This window comes from uncultured Cardiobacterium sp. (assembly GCF_938028825.1).
GTDB lineage: Bacteria > Pseudomonadota > Gammaproteobacteria > Cardiobacteriales > Cardiobacteriaceae > Cardiobacterium.
The window spans coordinates 1-17,119 of the sequence record NZ_CALIZP010000049.1 but is presented as its reverse complement, the minus strand read 5'-3'; the positions used below and the strand labels follow the sequence as shown (position 1 = coordinate 17,119).

14 protein-coding genes and 1 tRNA gene are annotated in these 17,119 nt (G+C 60.2%); 8 read left to right on the top strand and 7 right to left on the bottom strand.

The features are described 5' to 3' along the window. Nucleotides 1-221: 221 nt before the first annotated feature. Nucleotides 222-1,481, top strand: coding sequence for a sodium/glutamate symporter (gene gltS, locus Q0562_RS07630; RefSeq protein WP_298643193.1), 1,260 nt, complete (start codon nucleotides 222-224; stop codon nucleotides 1,479-1,481). 84 nt (nucleotides 1,482-1,565) lie between these two features. On the opposite strand, the gene Q0562_RS07625 is transcribed toward gltS, so the two are convergent. From Q0562_RS07625 to Q0562_RS07615, 3 genes are all read right to left on the bottom strand, one after another. Beyond that, nucleotides 1,566-1,715 carry a TonB-dependent receptor gene (locus Q0562_RS07625; RefSeq protein ID WP_298643192.1) on the bottom strand — a complete coding sequence of 50 codons (150 nt, stop codon included), beginning with the start codon at nucleotides 1,713-1,715 and terminating at the stop codon, nucleotides 1,566-1,568. 4 nt (nucleotides 1,716-1,719) lie between these two features. Next, nucleotides 1,720-2,367, bottom strand: a complete 648-nt coding sequence (locus Q0562_RS07620; RefSeq protein ID WP_298643190.1) for an ABC transporter ATP-binding protein — start codon at nucleotides 2,365-2,367, stop codon at nucleotides 1,720-1,722. Nucleotides 2,368-2,567: 200 nt separating this feature from the next. Beyond that, a complete protein-coding gene (locus Q0562_RS07615) occupies nucleotides 2,568-4,001 on the bottom strand; it encodes a DASS family sodium-coupled anion symporter (RefSeq protein WP_298643188.1) in 1,434 nt (477 codons plus the stop codon). A gap of 233 nt (nucleotides 4,002-4,234) precedes the next feature. Between Q0562_RS07615 and rpsO the strand changes: the two genes are divergently transcribed. The 6 genes from rpsO (at nucleotide 4,235) to nrdD (ending at nucleotide 12,213) form a co-directional block, all read left to right on the top strand. Beyond that, entirely contained in the window at nucleotides 4,235-4,501 is a 267-nt protein-coding gene (gene rpsO / locus Q0562_RS07610; RefSeq protein WP_298643187.1) for a 30S ribosomal protein S15, read from the top strand. A 21-nt stretch (nucleotides 4,502-4,522) separates the two neighbouring features. Further along, a complete protein-coding gene (pnp, locus tag Q0562_RS07605; protein WP_298643186.1) occupies nucleotides 4,523-6,604 on the top strand; it encodes a polyribonucleotide nucleotidyltransferase in 2,082 nt (693 codons plus the stop codon). A 28-nt stretch (nucleotides 6,605-6,632) separates the two neighbouring features. Further along, nucleotides 6,633-6,723: transfer RNA gene (locus Q0562_RS07600), tRNA-Ser, on the top strand. Between the two features lie 383 nt (nucleotides 6,724-7,106). Beyond that, the gene (locus tag Q0562_RS07595; RefSeq protein WP_298643185.1) at nucleotides 7,107-9,575 is read left to right on the top strand and encodes a DUF1963 domain-containing protein; all 2,469 of its coding nucleotides are present in this window, start codon (nucleotides 7,107-7,109) and stop codon (nucleotides 9,573-9,575) included. A gap of 363 nt (nucleotides 9,576-9,938) precedes the next feature. After that, entirely contained in the window at nucleotides 9,939-10,391 is a 453-nt protein-coding gene (nrdG, locus tag Q0562_RS07590; protein ID WP_298643184.1) for an anaerobic ribonucleoside-triphosphate reductase activating protein, read from the top strand. A 1-nt stretch (nucleotide 10,392) separates the two neighbouring features. Continuing rightward, entirely contained in the window at nucleotides 10,393-12,213 is a 1,821-nt protein-coding gene (nrdD, locus tag Q0562_RS07585) for an anaerobic ribonucleoside-triphosphate reductase (RefSeq protein ID WP_298643183.1), read from the top strand. 181 nt (nucleotides 12,214-12,394) lie between these two features. Here the strand turns inward: nrdD and gap are convergent, their stop codons facing one another. The 4 genes from gap to cysT form a co-directional block, all read right to left on the bottom strand. Next, on the bottom strand, nucleotides 12,395-13,402 hold the full coding sequence (gene gap / locus Q0562_RS07580; RefSeq protein WP_298643182.1) for a type I glyceraldehyde-3-phosphate dehydrogenase: 1,008 nt from the start codon (nucleotides 13,400-13,402) through the stop codon (nucleotides 12,395-12,397). Nucleotides 13,403-13,538: 136 nt separating this feature from the next. Further along, on the bottom strand, nucleotides 13,539-14,651 hold the full coding sequence (gene cysA / locus Q0562_RS07575; RefSeq protein WP_298643180.1) for a sulfate ABC transporter ATP-binding protein: 1,113 nt from the start codon (nucleotides 14,649-14,651) through the stop codon (nucleotides 13,539-13,541). After that, on the bottom strand, nucleotides 14,648-15,436 hold the full coding sequence (gene cysW / locus Q0562_RS07570) for a sulfate ABC transporter permease subunit CysW (RefSeq protein WP_298643178.1): 789 nt from the start codon (nucleotides 15,434-15,436) through the stop codon (nucleotides 14,648-14,650). Before cysW ends, cysA begins: the two co-directional genes overlap by 4 nt. Continuing rightward, nucleotides 15,436-16,293 carry a sulfate ABC transporter permease subunit CysT gene (cysT, locus tag Q0562_RS07565; protein WP_366144733.1) on the bottom strand — a complete coding sequence of 286 codons (858 nt, stop codon included), beginning with the start codon at nucleotides 16,291-16,293 and terminating at the stop codon, nucleotides 15,436-15,438. The genes cysW and cysT overlap by 1 nt, the downstream gene beginning before the upstream one ends. A gap of 313 nt (nucleotides 16,294-16,606) precedes the next feature. Here cysT and Q0562_RS07560 point away from each other — a divergent pair, with 313 nt between their 5' ends. Next, on the top strand, nucleotides 16,607-17,044 hold the full coding sequence (locus tag Q0562_RS07560) for a hypothetical protein (protein ID WP_298643176.1): 438 nt from the start codon (nucleotides 16,607-16,609) through the stop codon (nucleotides 17,042-17,044). The last annotated feature ends 75 nt before the right edge of the window (nucleotides 17,045-17,119 follow it).

Below are 17,119 nucleotides of genomic sequence, written 5' to 3'. Positions count from 1 at the left end.
GGGCGGCCGGAGGGTCGCCCTGTTTTTTTCTGCCGCCGTGCTCTCCCCGCATGGGCGGTTTTTTTATCGTGCGCGCCATTCCACAAAAAAACACAGGAAGGCAGGACGTGAGCACAAGATGAACTGTTCTTTGACAAAGATTAACCTCTTCGCCTATATTCAGCCTCCGGGCGTGCCGCGCGCCGCCTGATTCCTTCACGCAACCATCAGCGAGGTCTCCTATGGAACAATCTGCTCCTGTTTTTACCGAAATCACCGTCAACGGTTACTACACCCTGCTCATCGCCTGCATCGTGCTGCTATTCGGGCGGCAGCTGGTGAAACACATCCGTTTCCTGCGCGATTTCAACATCCCCGAACCGGTCGCCGGCGGCCTGGTTGCAGCGGTCATCATCTACATCCTCTACGGTCTCGGCAGCTACATCTTCAAGTTTGATGCCGGACTGAAAAATGCCTTCATGCTCATCTTCTTCATCTCCATCGGGCTCAGCGCCGATTTTTCCCGTCTGAAAGCGGGCGGCAAACCGCTGGTCATTTTCACCATCATCGTCGGCATCTTTATCATTGTGCAGGATGTCGTCGGTGTGGCGCTGGCAACCATGCTGGGGCAGAACCCGCTCATCGGTCTGGTCGCCGGTTCCATCACCATGACCGGCGGCCATGGCACCGCCGGCGGCTGGGGGCCGGAGCTGGAAAAAATCGGCTTGGTGGGGGCGACCGGCCTCGGCATGGCCTGCGCCACTTACGGCTTGGTGGCCGGTGGCCTCATCGGCGGCCCGGTGGCACGTCGCCTCATCAACAAAATGGGGCGCAAACGGGTAGAACCCGCCGAGAACATCGATGTCGGCGACAATCTCGACAAACCCGACGACATCTTCGAACGGCCGCAACGGATGCGCCTCATCACCGCATCTTCGGCGGTGGATACCCTGGCGATGTTTGCCGTCTGCTTGGTGTTTTCCGAAATCATGAACGATGTGGATGCACGTCATCTGAAAGACATCCTCCCCATCCTCGACCTGCCACAATTCGTCTGGGGGCTGGCCTGCGGCGTCATCCTGCGCAACATCCTCACCGGCGCCTTCAAGTTCAACATGTTTGACCGCGCCATTGATGTCTTCGGCAACGCCTCGCTTTCCATCTTCCTCGCCATTGCCCTGCTCGACCTGAAACTGTGGGAACTGACCGCGCTGGCGCTGCCCGTTACCGTCATCCTGGTCGTGCAAACGGTGGTGATGTTCCTCTATGCGACCTACGTGACTTTCGTCTTCATGGGCCGCGATTATGATGCCGCCGTGCTTGCCGCCGGTCACTGCGGCTTCGGTCTCGGTGCGACGCCGACAGCGGTTGCCAACATGCAGTCCGTGACCGAACGCTTCGGCCCGTCGCACAAGGCCTTCCTCATCGTGCCGATGGTTGGTGCCTTCTTCGTTGACCTTATCAACAGCGCCGTGCTGCAAAGTTTCGTCAAGTATCTATAAAACGGACGGGACACAAAAAACCACCGCCTGCGCGGTGGTTTTTTTGTGGGCGGCCGACCGCCGCCTCTTTCGCAGGGTGTCCGCTCAGAATTCGTAGCGGAAGCTCGCGCTGATGTAGCGCGGGCTGCCGTAGCCGTATTGCCCCCAACCGTACTGGTCGCGGTATTTTTTGTTAAAGAGGTTTTCCACGTTGAGCTGCGCCGAGAGTTGGTCGTTGATTTGGTAACGCGCCATTAGGTCAACCAGGGCATAGCCGCCTTCGCTGCCGTTGCTTGGAGTGCTGCGGATGGTGATGGAAGCGAGGCCGATGTCGGCAGCGGTCGCACTGCTGGCTGCTGGCAAGGGTGAGAGCGATGAGACTGCGCGGCAGGCTGTCCGGGGCGTGGAAGAGGACGCGTTCCACCCGTTGCAGACAGGCACTCTGCTGCGCGAGGCACATCGCCAGCCAGGCGCGCTGCCGCTCGCCGCCGGAGAGCGTGTTCACCGCCTGCTGCGCCAGCGGCACGACCGCCGTCTGCGTCATCGCGGCGGCGACCAGACTGCGGTCTTCCCCGCTGGACCGCTGCAACCAGCCCTGCCACGGGAAACGCCCCAGCATCACCAGTTCCTCCACGAGAAAATCCGCCGCTTCCGGCAAACGCTGCGGCAAATAGGCGATGCGCCGTGCCCGCGCCTTCGGCGGCATGGCGTGGATGGCTTGCCCGTCGAGCAGCACACGGCCGCCGCTGGGCGCCAGTTCGCCGCTCAGGAGGCGGATGAGGCTGGATTTGCCGGAGCCGTTGTGGCCGATAAGGCCGTACAAACGACCGGGCGTGAGGGTGAAGGAAATATCGTGCAAAAGGGTTTTGCCGTGCAGGACGAGCGCGGCGTTTTCTACGGTCAGCATAAGCGGGCGGGTGGTGAAAAGCGCGCGGTTATAAATGAGAGAGCTTCTTGTTGCCGCGCTTTGTGATGACCGGGAAAGCGGCTTGGTGCCGGGAGGCGTGTGATGCAGGCGGCAGCCGCGCCGCTGCGGTGCAAGGCGCAGCGGTGGAAGGATGGCTTGCCGCAGGGATGAGAAAGCCCGCCGAAGCGGGCTTTTTAAGGTTATTTGAGGATGACGTAGTAGGCGAAGAGCGAGACCACCGCGATGCTGACAAAGTTCAGCACGAGGCCGGCGACGAACATGTCGCGCGATTTGATTTCGCCCGTGCCCATGACCAGCGCGTTCGGCGGGGTGGCAACCGGCAGCATGAAGGCGCACGACGCACCGATGCCGATGACCATCACCAGCACTTCTTTCGGCATCCCCATTTCTTTGGCGACGGCGGCAAAGACCGGCACCAGCAGCGCGGCGGAGGCGGTGTTACTGGTGAATTCGGTGAGGAAAATGATGAAGGTGGCGACGACCAGGATGATCACGAAGGGCGAGATGTGGCCGAGTTTGGCGGCAATCATCTGGCCGATTTCCAGCGAGGCACCGGAGGCGCCAAGAACGTTGCTCAGGGTGATGCCGCCGCCGAAGAGCAGCAGTACGCCCCAGTCGGCGTTGTCGGTGACGTCTTTCCAGCTCGCGAGGCCGAGGACGACGACGGCGATGATGGCGCAGAGGGCAACAAAGGTGTCGGGCGAAGTGATGCCGAGCGCGTTTTTGATTTGGTTGCCGCAGATCCACGCCGCAGCGGCAGCGGCGAAGACGGCAAGCGTCAGCACACGTTGCTTGGTCCACGGGATGTGGTCTTCCGGTCCCTGATGGATTTTTTGCTTGAAGTTCGGTTTGCAGACGATGTAGAGGGTAAGGAACATCGCCGGCATCAGGATAAGGGTGATGGGCAGGCCGAGTTTCATCCAGGCGACGAAGTCCATGCCGAGTTCTTTGGCGGCGATGGCGTTCGGCGGCGAGCCTTGCAGCATACCCATGCCGCCGATACTGGCGGAATAGGCAACCGAAAGGAGGACGAAAACGCGCGTGCCACGGTCATTTTTGTTTACCGAGGACAGGAGACCGATGGCCAGCGGCAGAATCATCGCGGCAGTGGCGGTGTTCGAGATCCACATCGACAGGAAAGCGGTGATGAAACACAGCCCTACCACCGACCACAACATGCTCGAACCGGCGGCATGGATGATGATGTTGGCGATTTTCTTGTCGATTTTCTGCACTTGCAGCGCCGTCGCCAGCGCGAAGCCGCCGAGGAAGAGGTAGATAATCGGGTCGGCAAAACCGGCAAGGGCGGATTTCATGGTGATGACCGAGGCCACGGTGCCGTCGGGATTCATCTTCTCCGGCATATGCAGCAAGAGCGCGCCGATCGGGATCATGATGGCGGTCAAACTGATATGCACCGCTTCGGTGAACCAGAGGATGGCGACGAAAATCAGCAGCGCCAGACCCTTGTTGGCCTCGTTGTTATACGGCAGATACGAATACGATAGCCAGGCGACGACGAAAGCAATGGCGATAATGCCCAGGCCGGTCACGATGCCGGGTGGGAAAAAGCCCTTGATTTCGTTGGAAGTAACGGGAGAATTAACAGACATAACGGGTTCCTCTCATGATTATTGCCCGCGCTTAATATAAATCAGCATAAGTGATGAAAGGAAGCAGAGAATGCTAAATTTCCAACACTATCGCAGTGACTTAGCAAAGCGGGGCACCCATTACCCACAACCGTCGCCTTCCTTGCTTTTGCGTAACTGTCGCCGTAAAATCCACCCTCTTTTCACAGGCCCAACGCCATCGGCACAGTGAAACCTAACCGGAGACTATCAACATGCTTACCGCTGAGAAAAAAAGCGAAATCATCAAAAAATACCAACGCAAAGAAGGAGACAGTGGCTCTACCGAGGTACAGGTTGCCCTCCTGACCGCGCGCATCCTCGAACTGCAACCGCATTTCGACACCCACAAAAAAGACCACCATTCCCGTCGCGGTCTGCTGAAAATGGTCAGCCAGCGCCGCCGCCTGCTGGACTACTTCAAGCGCGTCAACTACGACGGCTACCGCAAGCTCATCGCTGACCTCGGTCTGCGCCGCTAATCCTGAAACGAGGCAGTCAGCGTGAAAGAAAGCATCACCTTTACCTACGGAAACCATCAAGTCACCCTGGAAAGCGGCGAAATCGCCCGTCAAGCCGACGGCGCGGTAATCGTCAATATGGACGGCACCGTCGTCCTCGTCACCGCCGTGGCGAAAAAGACCGTCGCCGAAGGACAGGATTTCTTTCCGCTGACCGTTGATTATCAGGAAAAATCCTACGCCGCCGGCCGCATTCCCGGCGGCTATTTTCGTCGCGAAGGGCGCCCCAGCGAGAACGAAACTCTCGTATCCCGCCTGATTGACCGCCCGCTGCGCCCGCTCTTCCCCGAAGGCTTCTTTAACGAAGTGCAGGTCATCGCCAGCGTGATGTCGGTCAACCCCGACGTAAACCCGGACATCCCGTCCATGATCGGTGCATCCGCCGCGCTTGCCCTGTCCGGCGTGCCGTTCAACGGTCCCATCGGCGCCGCGCGCGTCGGCTACAAAAACGGCAACTACCTGCTCAACCCGTCCGATAAAGAACTGCAAGATTCCGACCTTGATCTCGTCGTCGCCGGTACCGAAAGCGCCGTACTGATGGTCGAATCACAAGCCAACGAACTCTCCGAAGAAATCATGCTCGGTGCCGTCATGTACGGGCACGAACAGATGCAGACGGCCATCAACGCCATCCGCGAACTGGCCTCCAAAGCAGGCAAACCCGCTTGGGACTGGCAGGCCGAACCGCAAGACGAAGCCCTGCACGACAAAGTCCGCGAACTGAGCCGCGACAAACTCATCGCCGCCTACCAAATCGCCGACAAACTCCAACGGCAAAACACCGTTGCCGCCATTCATGAAGAAGTTCAAGCCGCTCTCGTCAGCGAAGACGGCTGGACTGCGGCTGATGTCGGTAATGCCGTGCACGAACTCGAATACCGCGTGGTGCGTGACCGCATCCTCGCCAAAGAACCCCGTATTGACGGCCGCGATACCGTGACCGTCCGCCCCATCACCATCCGCACCGGCGTCCTGCCGCGTGTGCATGGCTCCGCCCTCTTCACCCGTGGCGAAACCCAGGCGCTGGTTGTCGCCACCCTCGGCACCGGTCGCGACGCACAAATCATTGACGCACTCACCGGCGAATACCGCGACATCTTCATGCTGCACTACAACTTCCCGCCGTTCAGCGTCGGCGAAGTCGGCCGTGTCGGCTCGCCCAAGCGTCGCGAAATCGGCCACGGCCGCCTGGCGCGCCGTGGCGTTACCGCCATCCTGCCCAAAGAAAGCGACTTCCCCTACACCATCCGTGTCGTCTCGGAAATCACTGAATCCAACGGCTCCAGCTCGATGGCCTCCGTCTGCGGCACCAGCCTCGCCTTGATGGATGCGGGCGTACCGGTCAAAACCCCGGTGGCAGGAATCGCGATGGGACTGGTCAAGGAAGGCGACCGCTTCACCGTCCTCACCGACATTCTGGGCGACGAAGACCACCTCGGCGATATGGACTTCAAGGTTGCCGGTTCCGTAAACGGCGTAACCGCCCTGCAAATGGACATCAAGATTGACGGCATTACCCGTGAAATCATGGAGCAGGCGCTGACCCAGGCCAAGGCAGGACGCCTGCACATCCTCGACGTGATGAAACAGGCCATCGCTGCGCCGCGTGCGGAAATCTCCGAATTTGCGCCGCGCTTCACCACCATGCGTATTGATGTCGAAAAAATCAAAGACGTCATCGGCAAAGGTGGCGCAACCATCCGCAGCATCACCGAAAGCACCGGTACCACCATCGAAATCGAAGACGACGGCACCATCAAAATCGCCGCTGTGGACAAAACTGCGGCCGACAATGCGCGCCGCATCATCGAAGAAATCACCGCCGAGCCGGAAATCGGCCGCATCTACGATGCCAAAGTGGTGAAAATCACCGATTTCGGTGCCTTCGTCGCCTTCCTGCCCGGCAAAGAGGGGCTGGTACACGTCTCGCAAATCGCCGACTACCGCGTGACCAATGTCGAAGACGAATTGAGCATCGGCCAGGAAGTCAAAGTCAAACTACTGGAAATTGACCGGCAGGGGCGCGTACGGCTTTCTATCAAAGAGGCCAAAAATCCGCTATAATCCGCGCCCGTTTTACTATACAAACCCCGGAGAGATGGCAGAGCGGTCGAATGCGCACGCCTGGAAAGTGTGTATACGTTAATAGCGTATCGGGGGTTCGAATCCCCCTCTCTCCGCCAACCACGCAAAAACGCCATGTTTCATGGCGTTTTTTTTCGCCCGTGACCTGCCTCCGGTGTTTCGGGAAATCCCGAAATCGTGTCAATGGTATGCTCGTTTCAAATAGGAATGAGTCAAGGCGGCTAGTCGAAGACAGTACAGATAGTACGGCGCGGGTTTCCCATAAAAATCGCGTAGCGATCTTTATGGGTGCCCGGTCAGGTTCGCCAACACCGTATCATCTCTATTTGAAACAACTATAAATCGCCCAATTCATCGGAAATTTCCCACTGCTGTTTATCGCAGACAACGGCAGCCAAACACATTTCCCGCCGGCGCACATCCCCGCCGAGAAAGCGCGTGCTTACGGCATAATGGTGGCTCCTTATCTTTGGAGACCGCCATGCATCCCGACCTGCTCGCTCAACTCGAACGCCGCCTGCCCGCCGCAGCCGTCGCGCACATCCTCGCCAGTGCCATTCCTGCGCTGCCCTACCGCCTCGCCCCGGCCGCCGCCGGGCTGCCGCTCACCGCCTCACGCGTCGGCGGCATCGGCTACTGGCCGCAGCATCTGCCGCTGCCTGCCAACGCTCACGGGCGGCCGCTGGCCCTGCTCGCGCAAATCAACCTTGGCGAACTGCCCGCCGGGGCCGCCGCCACCATCGGCCTGCCGGAACACGGTCTGCTTGCTTTCTACATTGATGGTTATGACGATACCTTCGGCATGAACGACGCCGACCTGCGTAACCATCGCGGCTATCGCTGCGCCTACTTCGCTGACACCACCGCAGTTCCGCACAGCCGCGATCACTGGCGCGCGCAAAACCCCGCCGCCTACCAAGATGACGGCGACGGTACGGCAGATAACGACACCGATGATGAAGATTACTGGGCCGAAAACTGGCAGGAAGACCCGCAAACCTGCCTCAACGGCTGGCTGCAAGCCGTCGGTTTGCTCGTCAGCGCCCTCAACGACCCCACGCTGACCGCTGCCTGGGACACCGAAAGTACCGCCCTCTACAACAACAGCAGTGCCTGGATTGCCGCACACCGCGATTTCACCGACCGCGCTGTCGGCTATGCCGCGCTGCGTGCCGCCTGTCCCAGGACTCACGCCCGCATCACCGCGCTGGATGACGTACGCGCCACCCAATGGACGGATGATGCCCTGCTTGCCGACATGGATGCCGCCTTTGCCGCGCGCTGGCAGCATGACCCCCTCGCCGAAATCACCGCCTGGCTCACGCGCCGCGACAAACTCGTCGCCTATATTGATGATGCCGCCCTCAGCCACTGCTGGCAGCAGGAACGCGGGGCCCTGCGTGGTTTTGAGGGCGGCTGCGCGCACCGCTACCACCGCCGCCTGCGCATGGACAGCCTCACCGACCTCGGCGCCGCCCTCGTGCAGGACCATTTCAGTGGCAGCGAGGCACGCGTGCGCGACATCATCGGCAGCGCCGCCGCCACCAACCGGATCAGCCGCGCCAGTTGCTGGGACGATCTTGATGCCATGCCTGCCGCCTACTACCCGCGTCAGTACGCCGAGCTCAACCGCGTCCTCGGCTACCTGCACAGCCACGCCGTTGACAACGCCCCCGCCGCGCAAAACCTTTGGCGACAATACTGGCAGCATGACCCGCAGGCCGTCCTCACCGTTGACTGGGCGATGCAGGACGAACTCATCGCCCATTACCACGACCCTGCCCTCAGTGCCATCTGGCAGGAGGAATGGCGCGTTATGCGGGACAACGCCGCCGCCATCATCGCTGCCGCTCAGGAAGAGCAGGTTCACGACGCCTCCGAACTCGATGCCATCCTCGAAACCCATATCCCGCGCACGCTTGCCGCTTTCCGCACCAGCTTTCGCGCCGCCGACCCCGCAACCCAGGCCCACATCAGTGCCTTGGAACAAACCATGCTCGCCGGCCGTATGGAACGCCTCGCCGCGCACTTCGCCACCCTCGGCTTCTATGCCGATCCGGACGCGCAGCCTGCCCCCGACCACGCCGCCATTGACCTCTTTGCCACAGCATTTGGCGAACAACTGGACGACGACCCCGCCGCGCAAGCAGCCATCCGGCGCTACATCAGCGGCGACGAAAGCGACCCGCTGCAAACCGCCCTTGACCTCCTCGCGCAAACCCTGCACGACGGCGAATCCCCTGAAGAAACCGCCGCCGAGCGGGAAACTTCGCAGCAATACCGCGACCTCTACATCGCCGACAACGACCGCTACGTGGCCTCGCTGCACGACGACGAATACAGCCGCCTCTGGGCGGAAGACCGCGCCGCATTGCTCGCTGCCGACATTGACAACCGCGCCCAACTCAGCCTGCTGCTCAACTTCAGCCTGCAACAAAACAGCAACGCCTACCACCTCGCGCACTATCACGCAGCCAACCCGGTACTGCTGGCGGTGATGCGCGCGCTCAACGACGCGCCCGCAGACGCGGCGGACAGAACATGGTACTTCCCCGTCCACGGCGAATACGCCATGACCTTCCGCCCGCCCGCCGAACACTACCTCCTTGACGACAGCGCCGATTTTGCCGCCCACTACGGTATGTCGCGCGACGACTGGGCGGCCGCGCACAACTTCGACCCGGACGACGACACCCTGCGCGCCGTCATCGCCCGCGCGCAGAATGGCAACCACTTGCGCGGCTACCCCTTCTTTACCCAGCGTGACCCGCGTCCGGATGACCCCACGCTCGCCGACAGCGTGCTGCTCTTCCAGCTCGACAGCAGTGAAGAAGGCAGCTGCACCAACATCCTGTGGGGCGATAGCGGCGTCGGCGCCTTCTACATCGACCGCGCCGACCTCGCCGCCCGCCGCTTCGACAAAGCCTGGTTCTACTGGGACTGCTACTGAAAGCCGCGTTGCCGCGCCCGGCAGCCGCGAGACACAAAACCTTCCCCGCCGCACGGACGCGCAAGCGGGGAAGATTTTTTTGTGCCGCGCGGCGGAACATCATGCGCGCGAGCTGCGCCTCTCGCCATAAAACCAAGTAGAAACAGTTAATTATCGGAAATAAAACGGCCAATCCCTTCAAATATCAACAGAAAATCACATCCGCATGCGGGCTGACTGATAAAGCGCACGATCCATGTCCATAATTACCAATGGACTTACAGGCGTTTAGCAAAATAGAAACCACCATATATTGCGCTATGAGGACGCTATCCCTACCATATCTTGCGTTTTTTTACCCAAAGAGCAGGAGAACCTTCAACCATGCTGCGCTATGTGCACGAAGACATCGTCTGGCAGGAAGTGCCGGGTGAGGTGTCACTGGCCTACACCATCGCCGGTTGTCCGCTGCGCTGCCCCGGCTGCCACAGCACTTACACCTGGAATCCCAATCAGGGCACGGCGCTCACCCCCGCCCATCTGCAACGCCGCATCGAGGATTACGCCGGGCTGCTGTCCTGCGTCCTCTTCTTCGGCGGCGAATGGCACGGCGCGGCGCTCATCGACTGCCTGCGCACCGCGCGCGCCGCTGGGTTGAAAACCTGCCTTTACACCGGGCTGGATGAGGTTCCCCCCGCCCTGCACGCGGAACTCACCTTTTTGAAAACCGGCGCCTGGTGGCGTGAACGGGGCGGCCTGGACGACCCCGGCACCAACCAGCGCTTTATCCGTACCGCCGACGGCGCGGTGCTCAATCAACTCTTTTGGAGACACTGACATGCTGCGACTGACCCCCGAACAAATCCAACTGAAACTCGACTTTATGGATGATTACGTGCGTGCGCACAACGCCGCCGATGGCTCGAAACTCGACGCCAACGCCAACGTTACCCAGAAAAACATCGCCACCCTGGAAAGCGAGCTGATGAAAGACCTGATGGTGCAGGTGAACCGCGCCCAGGTTAGCCGCAAAATCCGCGAAATCTTTGGCGATGCCACCGCCGCCGAATACATCCGCCAGATTGAGGCGCACGAAATCTATATCCACGACGAAACCAGCCTCAAACCCTACTGCGTTTCCATCTCCATGTATCCCTTCCTGCGCGACGGTCTGACCAAACTCGGCGGCGAATCGAAAGCGCCGCAGCATCTCGCCTCCTTCTGCGGCTCGTTCATCAACCTCGTCTTTGCCATCAGCTCGCAGTTTGCCGGCGCGGTGGCGACCGTCGAATTCCTCACCTACTTTGACCACTTCGCGCGCAAAGACTTCGGCGACGATTACCTCGCGACGCACGAGCGCGACATCGCCAACTGCCTGCAACAAGTGGTGTACAGCATCAACCAGCCCGCTGCCGCGCGCGGCTACCAGAGCGCCTTCTGGAACATCTCCATCTACGACCAGTACTACTTTGATGCCATGTTCGGCGACTTCGTCTTCCCCGACTTCAGCAAACCCAACTGGGCAAGCGTCGCCAAACTGCAAAACTACTTCCTGCAATGGTTCAACGCCGAGCGCAAGCGCGCCATCCTCACCTTCCCGGTCGTGACTGTCGCCATGCTCACCGAAAACCGCCGTTGCAAAGACCGCGCGTTTGCCGACCATATCGCCGCCGAACTCGCCGCTGGCAATTCTTTCTTCGTGTACCAATCCGACAACCCCGACTCGCTGGCCTCCTGCTGCCGCCTGCGCAACGCCATCGAAGACCGCACCTTCAGCTATACCCTCGGTGCAGGCGGCGTGGCGACGGGCTCCATCAACGTGATTACCATCAACATGAACCGCCTCGTGCAGGACGGGCGCGATCTCCTGACGGAAGTTGAAAAAATCCACCGCTACCAGTACGCCTACCGCAAACTGATGGAAGAATACCTCGCTGCCGGTATGCTCACCGTCTATGACGCCGGCTTCATCACCCTCGACAAGCAATACCTCACCATCGGCATCAACGGCATGGCGGAAGCGGCCGAATCCCAGGGCATCACCGTCGGCAACAACCCTGCCTACATCGCCTTCGTGCAAGAAAAACTGAAAACCATCTACCACGCCAACCAGCGCGCGAACAAAGCCTACGGCGTACGCTACAACACCGAATTCGTGCCGGCGGAAAACCTCGGCGTGAAAAACGCCGCCTGGGACAAACGCGACGGCTACAAAGTGGCACGTGATTGCTACAACTCCTACTTCTATCTCGTCGAGGACGACCACAACACCAACGCGCTGGACAAATTCATCCTGCACGGCCGCGAACTCATCGACTGGCTGGACGGCGGCTCGGCACTGCACCTCAACCTTGACGAAGCCCTCTCGCAAGCAGGCTACCGCAAACTGCTTGACATCGCTGCGCACACCGGCTGCAACTACTTCTGCGTCAACGTGCGCATCACCATCTGCAACGACTGCAACCACATCGACAAGCGCACTCTCACCGCATGCAGCGCTTGCGGCTCGCATGACATTGACTACGGCACCCGCGTCATCGGCTACCTGAAACGCGTCTCCGCTTTCAGCGCGGGACGCCGCGCCGAACACGCCCTGCGCCACTACCACCGTGAGCATCAGGAACAGGAACAACGGGAAGTGGCAGAAAACGCCGCCTGAGGGATACGCATATCCCGGGTTTTGCCGCTGTCGCGACTATCCCCCACCTCTCCCTGCAATGGGGAGGGGTTTTTCATGTACGGGGGTGGTGTGAAAGGCATATTGACTGATCCGTGCGGCATACTTTTCAGGACGCCATAAAAAACCGCCCCGAAGGGCGGTTTTTTGCAGGCGGTGATGTTTACTTGATGAGGCTGGCGAAGTAGGTCAGGGTGCGGACGAGCTGGTTGGTGTAGCTCATTTCGTTGTCGTACCAAGCGACGGTTTTCACCAGTTGTTTGTCGCCGACGGTCATCACTTTGGTTTGCGTGGCGTCGAAGAGTGAGCCTTCGCTCATGCCGATGATGTCGGAAGAGACCAGTTCTTCTTCGGTGTAGCCGAAGGATTCGTTGGCGGCGGCTTTCATTGCGGCGTTGACTTCTTCGGCAGTAACTTTCTTTTCCAGGACGGTAACGAGTTCGGTCAGGGAGCCGGTGGTGACGGGTACACGTTGTGCGGCACCGTCAAGTTTGCCTTGCAGTTCGGGGATGACGAGGCCGATGGCTTTCGCGGCGCCGGTGCTGTTCGGCACGATGTTGGCGGCAGCGGCGCGGGCGCGGCGTTTGTCGCCTTTGCGGTGCGGGGCGTCAAGGGTCATCTGGTCGCCGGTGTAGGCGTGGATGGTGGTCATGAGACCTTCGACGATGCCGAATTTGTCTTGCAGGACTTTGGCCATCGGTGCCAGGCAGTTGGTGGTGCAGGAAGCGCCGGAAATGACGGTCTCAGAGCCGTCAAGGATTTTGTGGTTGACGTTGTAAGCGATGGTTTTGATGTCGTTGCCGCCCGGTGCGGAGATAACGACTTTTTTCGCGCCGGCCTTGATGTGTTTTTCGGCTTTTTCCTTGCTGGTGAAGAAGCCGGTGCATTCGAGGACGACATCCACACCCAGTTGCCCCCACGGCAGTTCTTCCGGGTTGGCGTTGGAGAATACTTTGATTTCTTTGCCGTTGACGACGAGGCTGTCGCCTTTGAGTTCGGCGGTGCCGTGGAAGCGGCCTTGCGAGGTGTCGTATTTGAAGAGGTGCAGCAGCATGTCGGCCGGGGTGAGGTCGTTGACGGCGACGACTTCGATGTTTTTCGCTTTGTCCATTTGGCGCAGAGCGAGGCGGCCGATGCGTCCGAATCCGTTGATGGCGACTTTGATTGTCATGAGTTTTATCTCCTGGTTTGTGGGTTGAAAGCCGCGTGATTATAGCACTATGGCCTCAACTATTTAGAAAAAACTCTGATTGTCTGCATCGCTTAGGGTTTACCGAAAAGCGCGTCAAGCGGGATAAATCCCGGCTTTACGCCGGGCGCACCCCGCCGTCCCATTCGTGAAAAAGCGCGTCCACTGTGCCGTCTTCACGCAGGAAGTAGAGTTGGCGCGGTTTGATATATACCCGCTGTCCCGCCTGCACGGGGCGGTGCTGGAAGACTTGCGCGGGCAGCGGCAGTTGCCAGCGCGCGTCGCCGCCCCAGCCCCGGTTCTGCACGGTGAGGCGGTAGTTCGCGCCGAGCAGGGTGATGTCGTCGATGACGAGCGGCAGTTGTACGTGTCCCGGCGGGTGGTCGTCGAGTTCGATGTCCTGCACGCGCAGGGCGAGTTCACCCGTGCCGTCAGGCAGCGGCCGTTCGGCTTTTGCCCACGCCCGCCCGCTGTGCATGATGTGCGCGGCAAGACGGGCGGGGAAACGCTGCGTTTCGCTCATGAAGGAAAAGACTTGCGCGTCGGCGGGCGCGGCATAAAGCTGCTGCGGATCGGCGTTTTGCGCAATCGCGCCGTTACGCATGACGACGATGCGGTCGGCGAGGTCAAGCGCTTCCTCGCGGTCGTGGGTGACGAACACGCCGGTGAAGCCCAGCTCGCGCTGCAACTGTTTCAGCCACAGGCGCAAATCCTGGCGCACCTGCACATCCAGCGCGCCGAAAGGCTCGTCGAAAAGCACCACTTCCGGCTCGGTGGCAAGCGCCCGCGCCAGCGCCACCCGCTGCTGCTGCCCGCCGGAGAGCTGCGCCGGGTAGCGCTCACCGAAGGCGGCGAGCTGCACCATGTCGAGCAGTTGCGCGACTTTCTCGCGGATGACTTTTTTTGCCGGCCGCTGTCTGCGCGGCAACACGGTGAGGCCGAAAGCGACATTGTCGGCAACGGTCAGATGCTTGAACAGCGCGTAATGCTGGAAGACAAAGCCGATATGGCGCGCACGCACGGGTACATTGGTCACATCGCGCCCGTTCAGGACGATGCGCCCGCCGTCGGCCGATTCCAGCCCGGCAATCAGGCGCAACAGCGTTGTCTTGCCGCTGCCGGACGGCCCCAGGAGCGCTGCCATCTCGCCATTCTCAATGCGCAAATCCGTCGCTTCCAGCGCGGGATACTCGCCGAAACGCTTGTGCAGCTGAAAAACCTCGATACTCATACATCCTCCTCATGCCGCGCGACCCACGCTTTCAGCGCCAGCGTCGCCAGCGCAATCCCCACCAGCAGCAGCGCGCTGGTAAACGCGGCCGCCGCCTGATAATTCTGATACAAATACTCCACATTGAGCGACAGCGTCATCGTCGCACCGCGAATATTACCCGACACCACCGACACCGCGCCGAACTCGCCGACCGCGCGCGCATTCGTCAGCGCCACGCCGTAGAGCAGCGGCCAGAGAATCGTCGGCAGCGTGATGCGTCGCCACAACTGCCACGGACTCGCGCCCAGCACCACCGCCGCTTCCTCCTCCGCCGCGCCGTGCTGCTGCATGAACGGCACCAGCTCGCGCGCGACAAACGGACAGGTTACGAACACCGTTACCAGCACAATCCCCGGCACGGCGAACATCAACTGCCAGCCGCGCGCGGCGAACCACGCACCAAGCGGCGCATTCTCGCTATACAGCAGCAAATACAAGAGCCCGGCGATAATGGGCGACACCGCAAACGGAATATCGAGCAGCGTCAACAAAAACGCCCGCCCGCGAAAACGAAAACGCGTGACCAGCCAGGCGAACGCCACGCCGAAGACCACATTCACCGGCACCGTGAGCGCCGTGACCAGCAGCGTCAACAACAGCGCATGGCGCGTATCCGGCTCCGCAAGCGCGGCGGCAAACGCCCCCCAGCCCTTGGCGAACGCGCCGGCGAACACCACCGCCAGCGGCAGCACCAAAAAAAGCAGCGCGAACAACAGCGCCAGACCAATCAATACCCGACGCATCACGCCCTCCCGAAACGGCGCAGGAAAAAGCCCTGCCACACATTCACCAGCAACAACAGCAAGAGCGACACTGCCAGCATCACCGACGCCAGCGCGGCAGCGGCGGGCATATCGAACTCCTGCAAACGCTCAAAAATCACCAGCGACATCACCTTGCTCACATACGGCTGATTGCCGGCAATAAAAATCACCGCGCCGTACTCGCCGAGACTGCGCGCGAACGACAGCACCACGCCGCTTACCAGCGCGGGCGAGAGCAGCGGCAAAATCACGCGGCAAAACACCTGCCACGGGCGCGCGCCCAGCGTCGCCGCCGCCTCTTCCACCTGGCGCGGCAGCGCTTCCAGCACCGGCTGCACCGCGCGCACCACAAACGGAATGCTCGTGAACACCATCGCCACCACAATCCCCAGCGGCTGAACCGCCACCTGCACACCGAGCGCGGCAAGCGGCCGCCCCAGCCAGCCATCGGCGGCAAAAAGTGCGGCAAGCGCGATCCCGGCGACCGCCGTCGGCAGGGCAAACGGCAAATCGATGAGTGCATCGACCAGCCCGCGTCCGAAAAAACGATAGCGCACCAGCACCCAGGCGAGCAGCAAGCCGGACAGCGCATTCACCAGCGACGCCCAGGCCGCCGCCCACAGCGTCACGCGGAACGCGGCGAGCGCCTGAGCGTCGGTAATGACCGCCCAATAATCGGCGAACGACAACTGCGCCACATTCATGACCAGCCCGGTGAGCGGCAGCAGCAGCACCAGCGCGACAAAAAACAGCGACAAACCCAGCGACAGGCCAAAGCCGGGCAACACCCGCAAACGGCGCGGGCGGACAGGCGGAGCAGAAGACAAATGCGACATGATGAACTCTTTTGGAATAAGGCGGTGAGTATAAAACGCCGCCCGCGCGCGCTTTATGCCAAAAAAGCATAACCGCCGAGCGGGAAAGCATGACGGCGCCAACCGGCAGCTTGCCCGCCTGCGCGAACGGCTGGGAATCCGGGATTTATAGTCAAATCGCTGAAAAAAGATAATGGCGTAGGGCGGACATCAGCCCGCCTAAAAAACATTTTTACGGGCTGAAACGCCGCTCTCAACTTTTTATAACGCTTTTCAAAACAGGGCATTACTCTAAGACCCCGGTCTTCTACCAAAAATCCCGGGATCAAAGAGCATGCCGCAAGAAGAGTTTATCATTGCCACCTATCTGCTGATAGATGAGTTGTATCAGAAAATCGTTACCACCAAATTGCGCAGTCGTGGTTTCGCCACCGCCTTGAGCGATGTCGAAATCATCACCATCCAGGTCGTCGGTGAGGCGCTCAGCCTTAATGACGACAAGAAAATATGGCGGTATTTCAAGGAAAACCTGCAGTCATGGTTCCCAAAACCCAGCCCCTATCCGAACTTTTGCAAGCATTGCGCCAACCTGTGGCATGTCCACCGGCAAATGGCAGCGCTACCCGCCGCCCGTTATGGGCAGGATGACGAGTACATCATTGATGGTTTTCCCCTGCCGGTTTGCAAGCCCGCCCGTGCGAAGCGGCACAGGAGTTTCAAGGGCGATGCACAATACGGTTACTGTGCGGCCAAAGACGAGCACTATAGTTAAATAGCAAAGAAACAGTAACCATCAAAATCATGACCTATCCAGCCCATATCCGTAAAAAAATCCTTGCAGAACTTG

Excerpts from the sequence above, each read along its gene's own strand:
- gltS (WP_298643193.1), top strand. The coding sequence starts at position 222 with ATGGAACAATCTGCTCCTGTTTTTACCGAAATCACCGTCAACGGTTAC.
- Q0562_RS07625 (WP_298643192.1), bottom strand. The coding sequence starts at position 1,715 with ATGGCGCGTTACCAAATCAACGACCAACTCTCGGCGCAGCTCAACGTG.
- Q0562_RS07620 (WP_298643190.1), bottom strand. The coding sequence starts at position 2,367 with ATGCTGACCGTAGAAAACGCCGCGCTCGTCCTGCACGGCAAAACCCTT.
- Q0562_RS07615 (WP_298643188.1), bottom strand. The coding sequence starts at position 4,001 with ATGTCTGTTAATTCTCCCGTTACTTCCAACGAAATCAAGGGCTTTTTC.
- rpsO (WP_298643187.1), top strand. The coding sequence starts at position 4,235 with ATGCTTACCGCTGAGAAAAAAAGCGAAATCATCAAAAAATACCAACGC.
- Q0562_RS07595 (WP_298643185.1), top strand. The coding sequence starts at position 7,107 with ATGCATCCCGACCTGCTCGCTCAACTCGAACGCCGCCTGCCCGCCGCA.
- nrdG (WP_298643184.1), top strand. The coding sequence starts at position 9,939 with ATGCTGCGCTATGTGCACGAAGACATCGTCTGGCAGGAAGTGCCGGGT.
- nrdD (WP_298643183.1), top strand. The coding sequence starts at position 10,393 with ATGCTGCGACTGACCCCCGAACAAATCCAACTGAAACTCGACTTTATG.
- gap (WP_298643182.1), bottom strand. The coding sequence starts at position 13,402 with ATGACAATCAAAGTCGCCATCAACGGATTCGGACGCATCGGCCGCCTC.
- cysA (WP_298643180.1), bottom strand. The coding sequence starts at position 14,651 with ATGAGTATCGAGGTTTTTCAGCTGCACAAGCGTTTCGGCGAGTATCCC.
- cysW (WP_298643178.1), bottom strand. The coding sequence starts at position 15,436 with ATGCGTCGGGTATTGATTGGTCTGGCGCTGTTGTTCGCGCTGCTTTTT.
- cysT (WP_366144733.1), bottom strand. The coding sequence starts at position 16,293 with ATGTCGCATTTGTCTTCTGCTCCGCCTGTCCGCCCGCGCCGTTTGCGG.
- Q0562_RS07560 (WP_298643176.1), top strand. The coding sequence starts at position 16,607 with ATGCCGCAAGAAGAGTTTATCATTGCCACCTATCTGCTGATAGATGAG.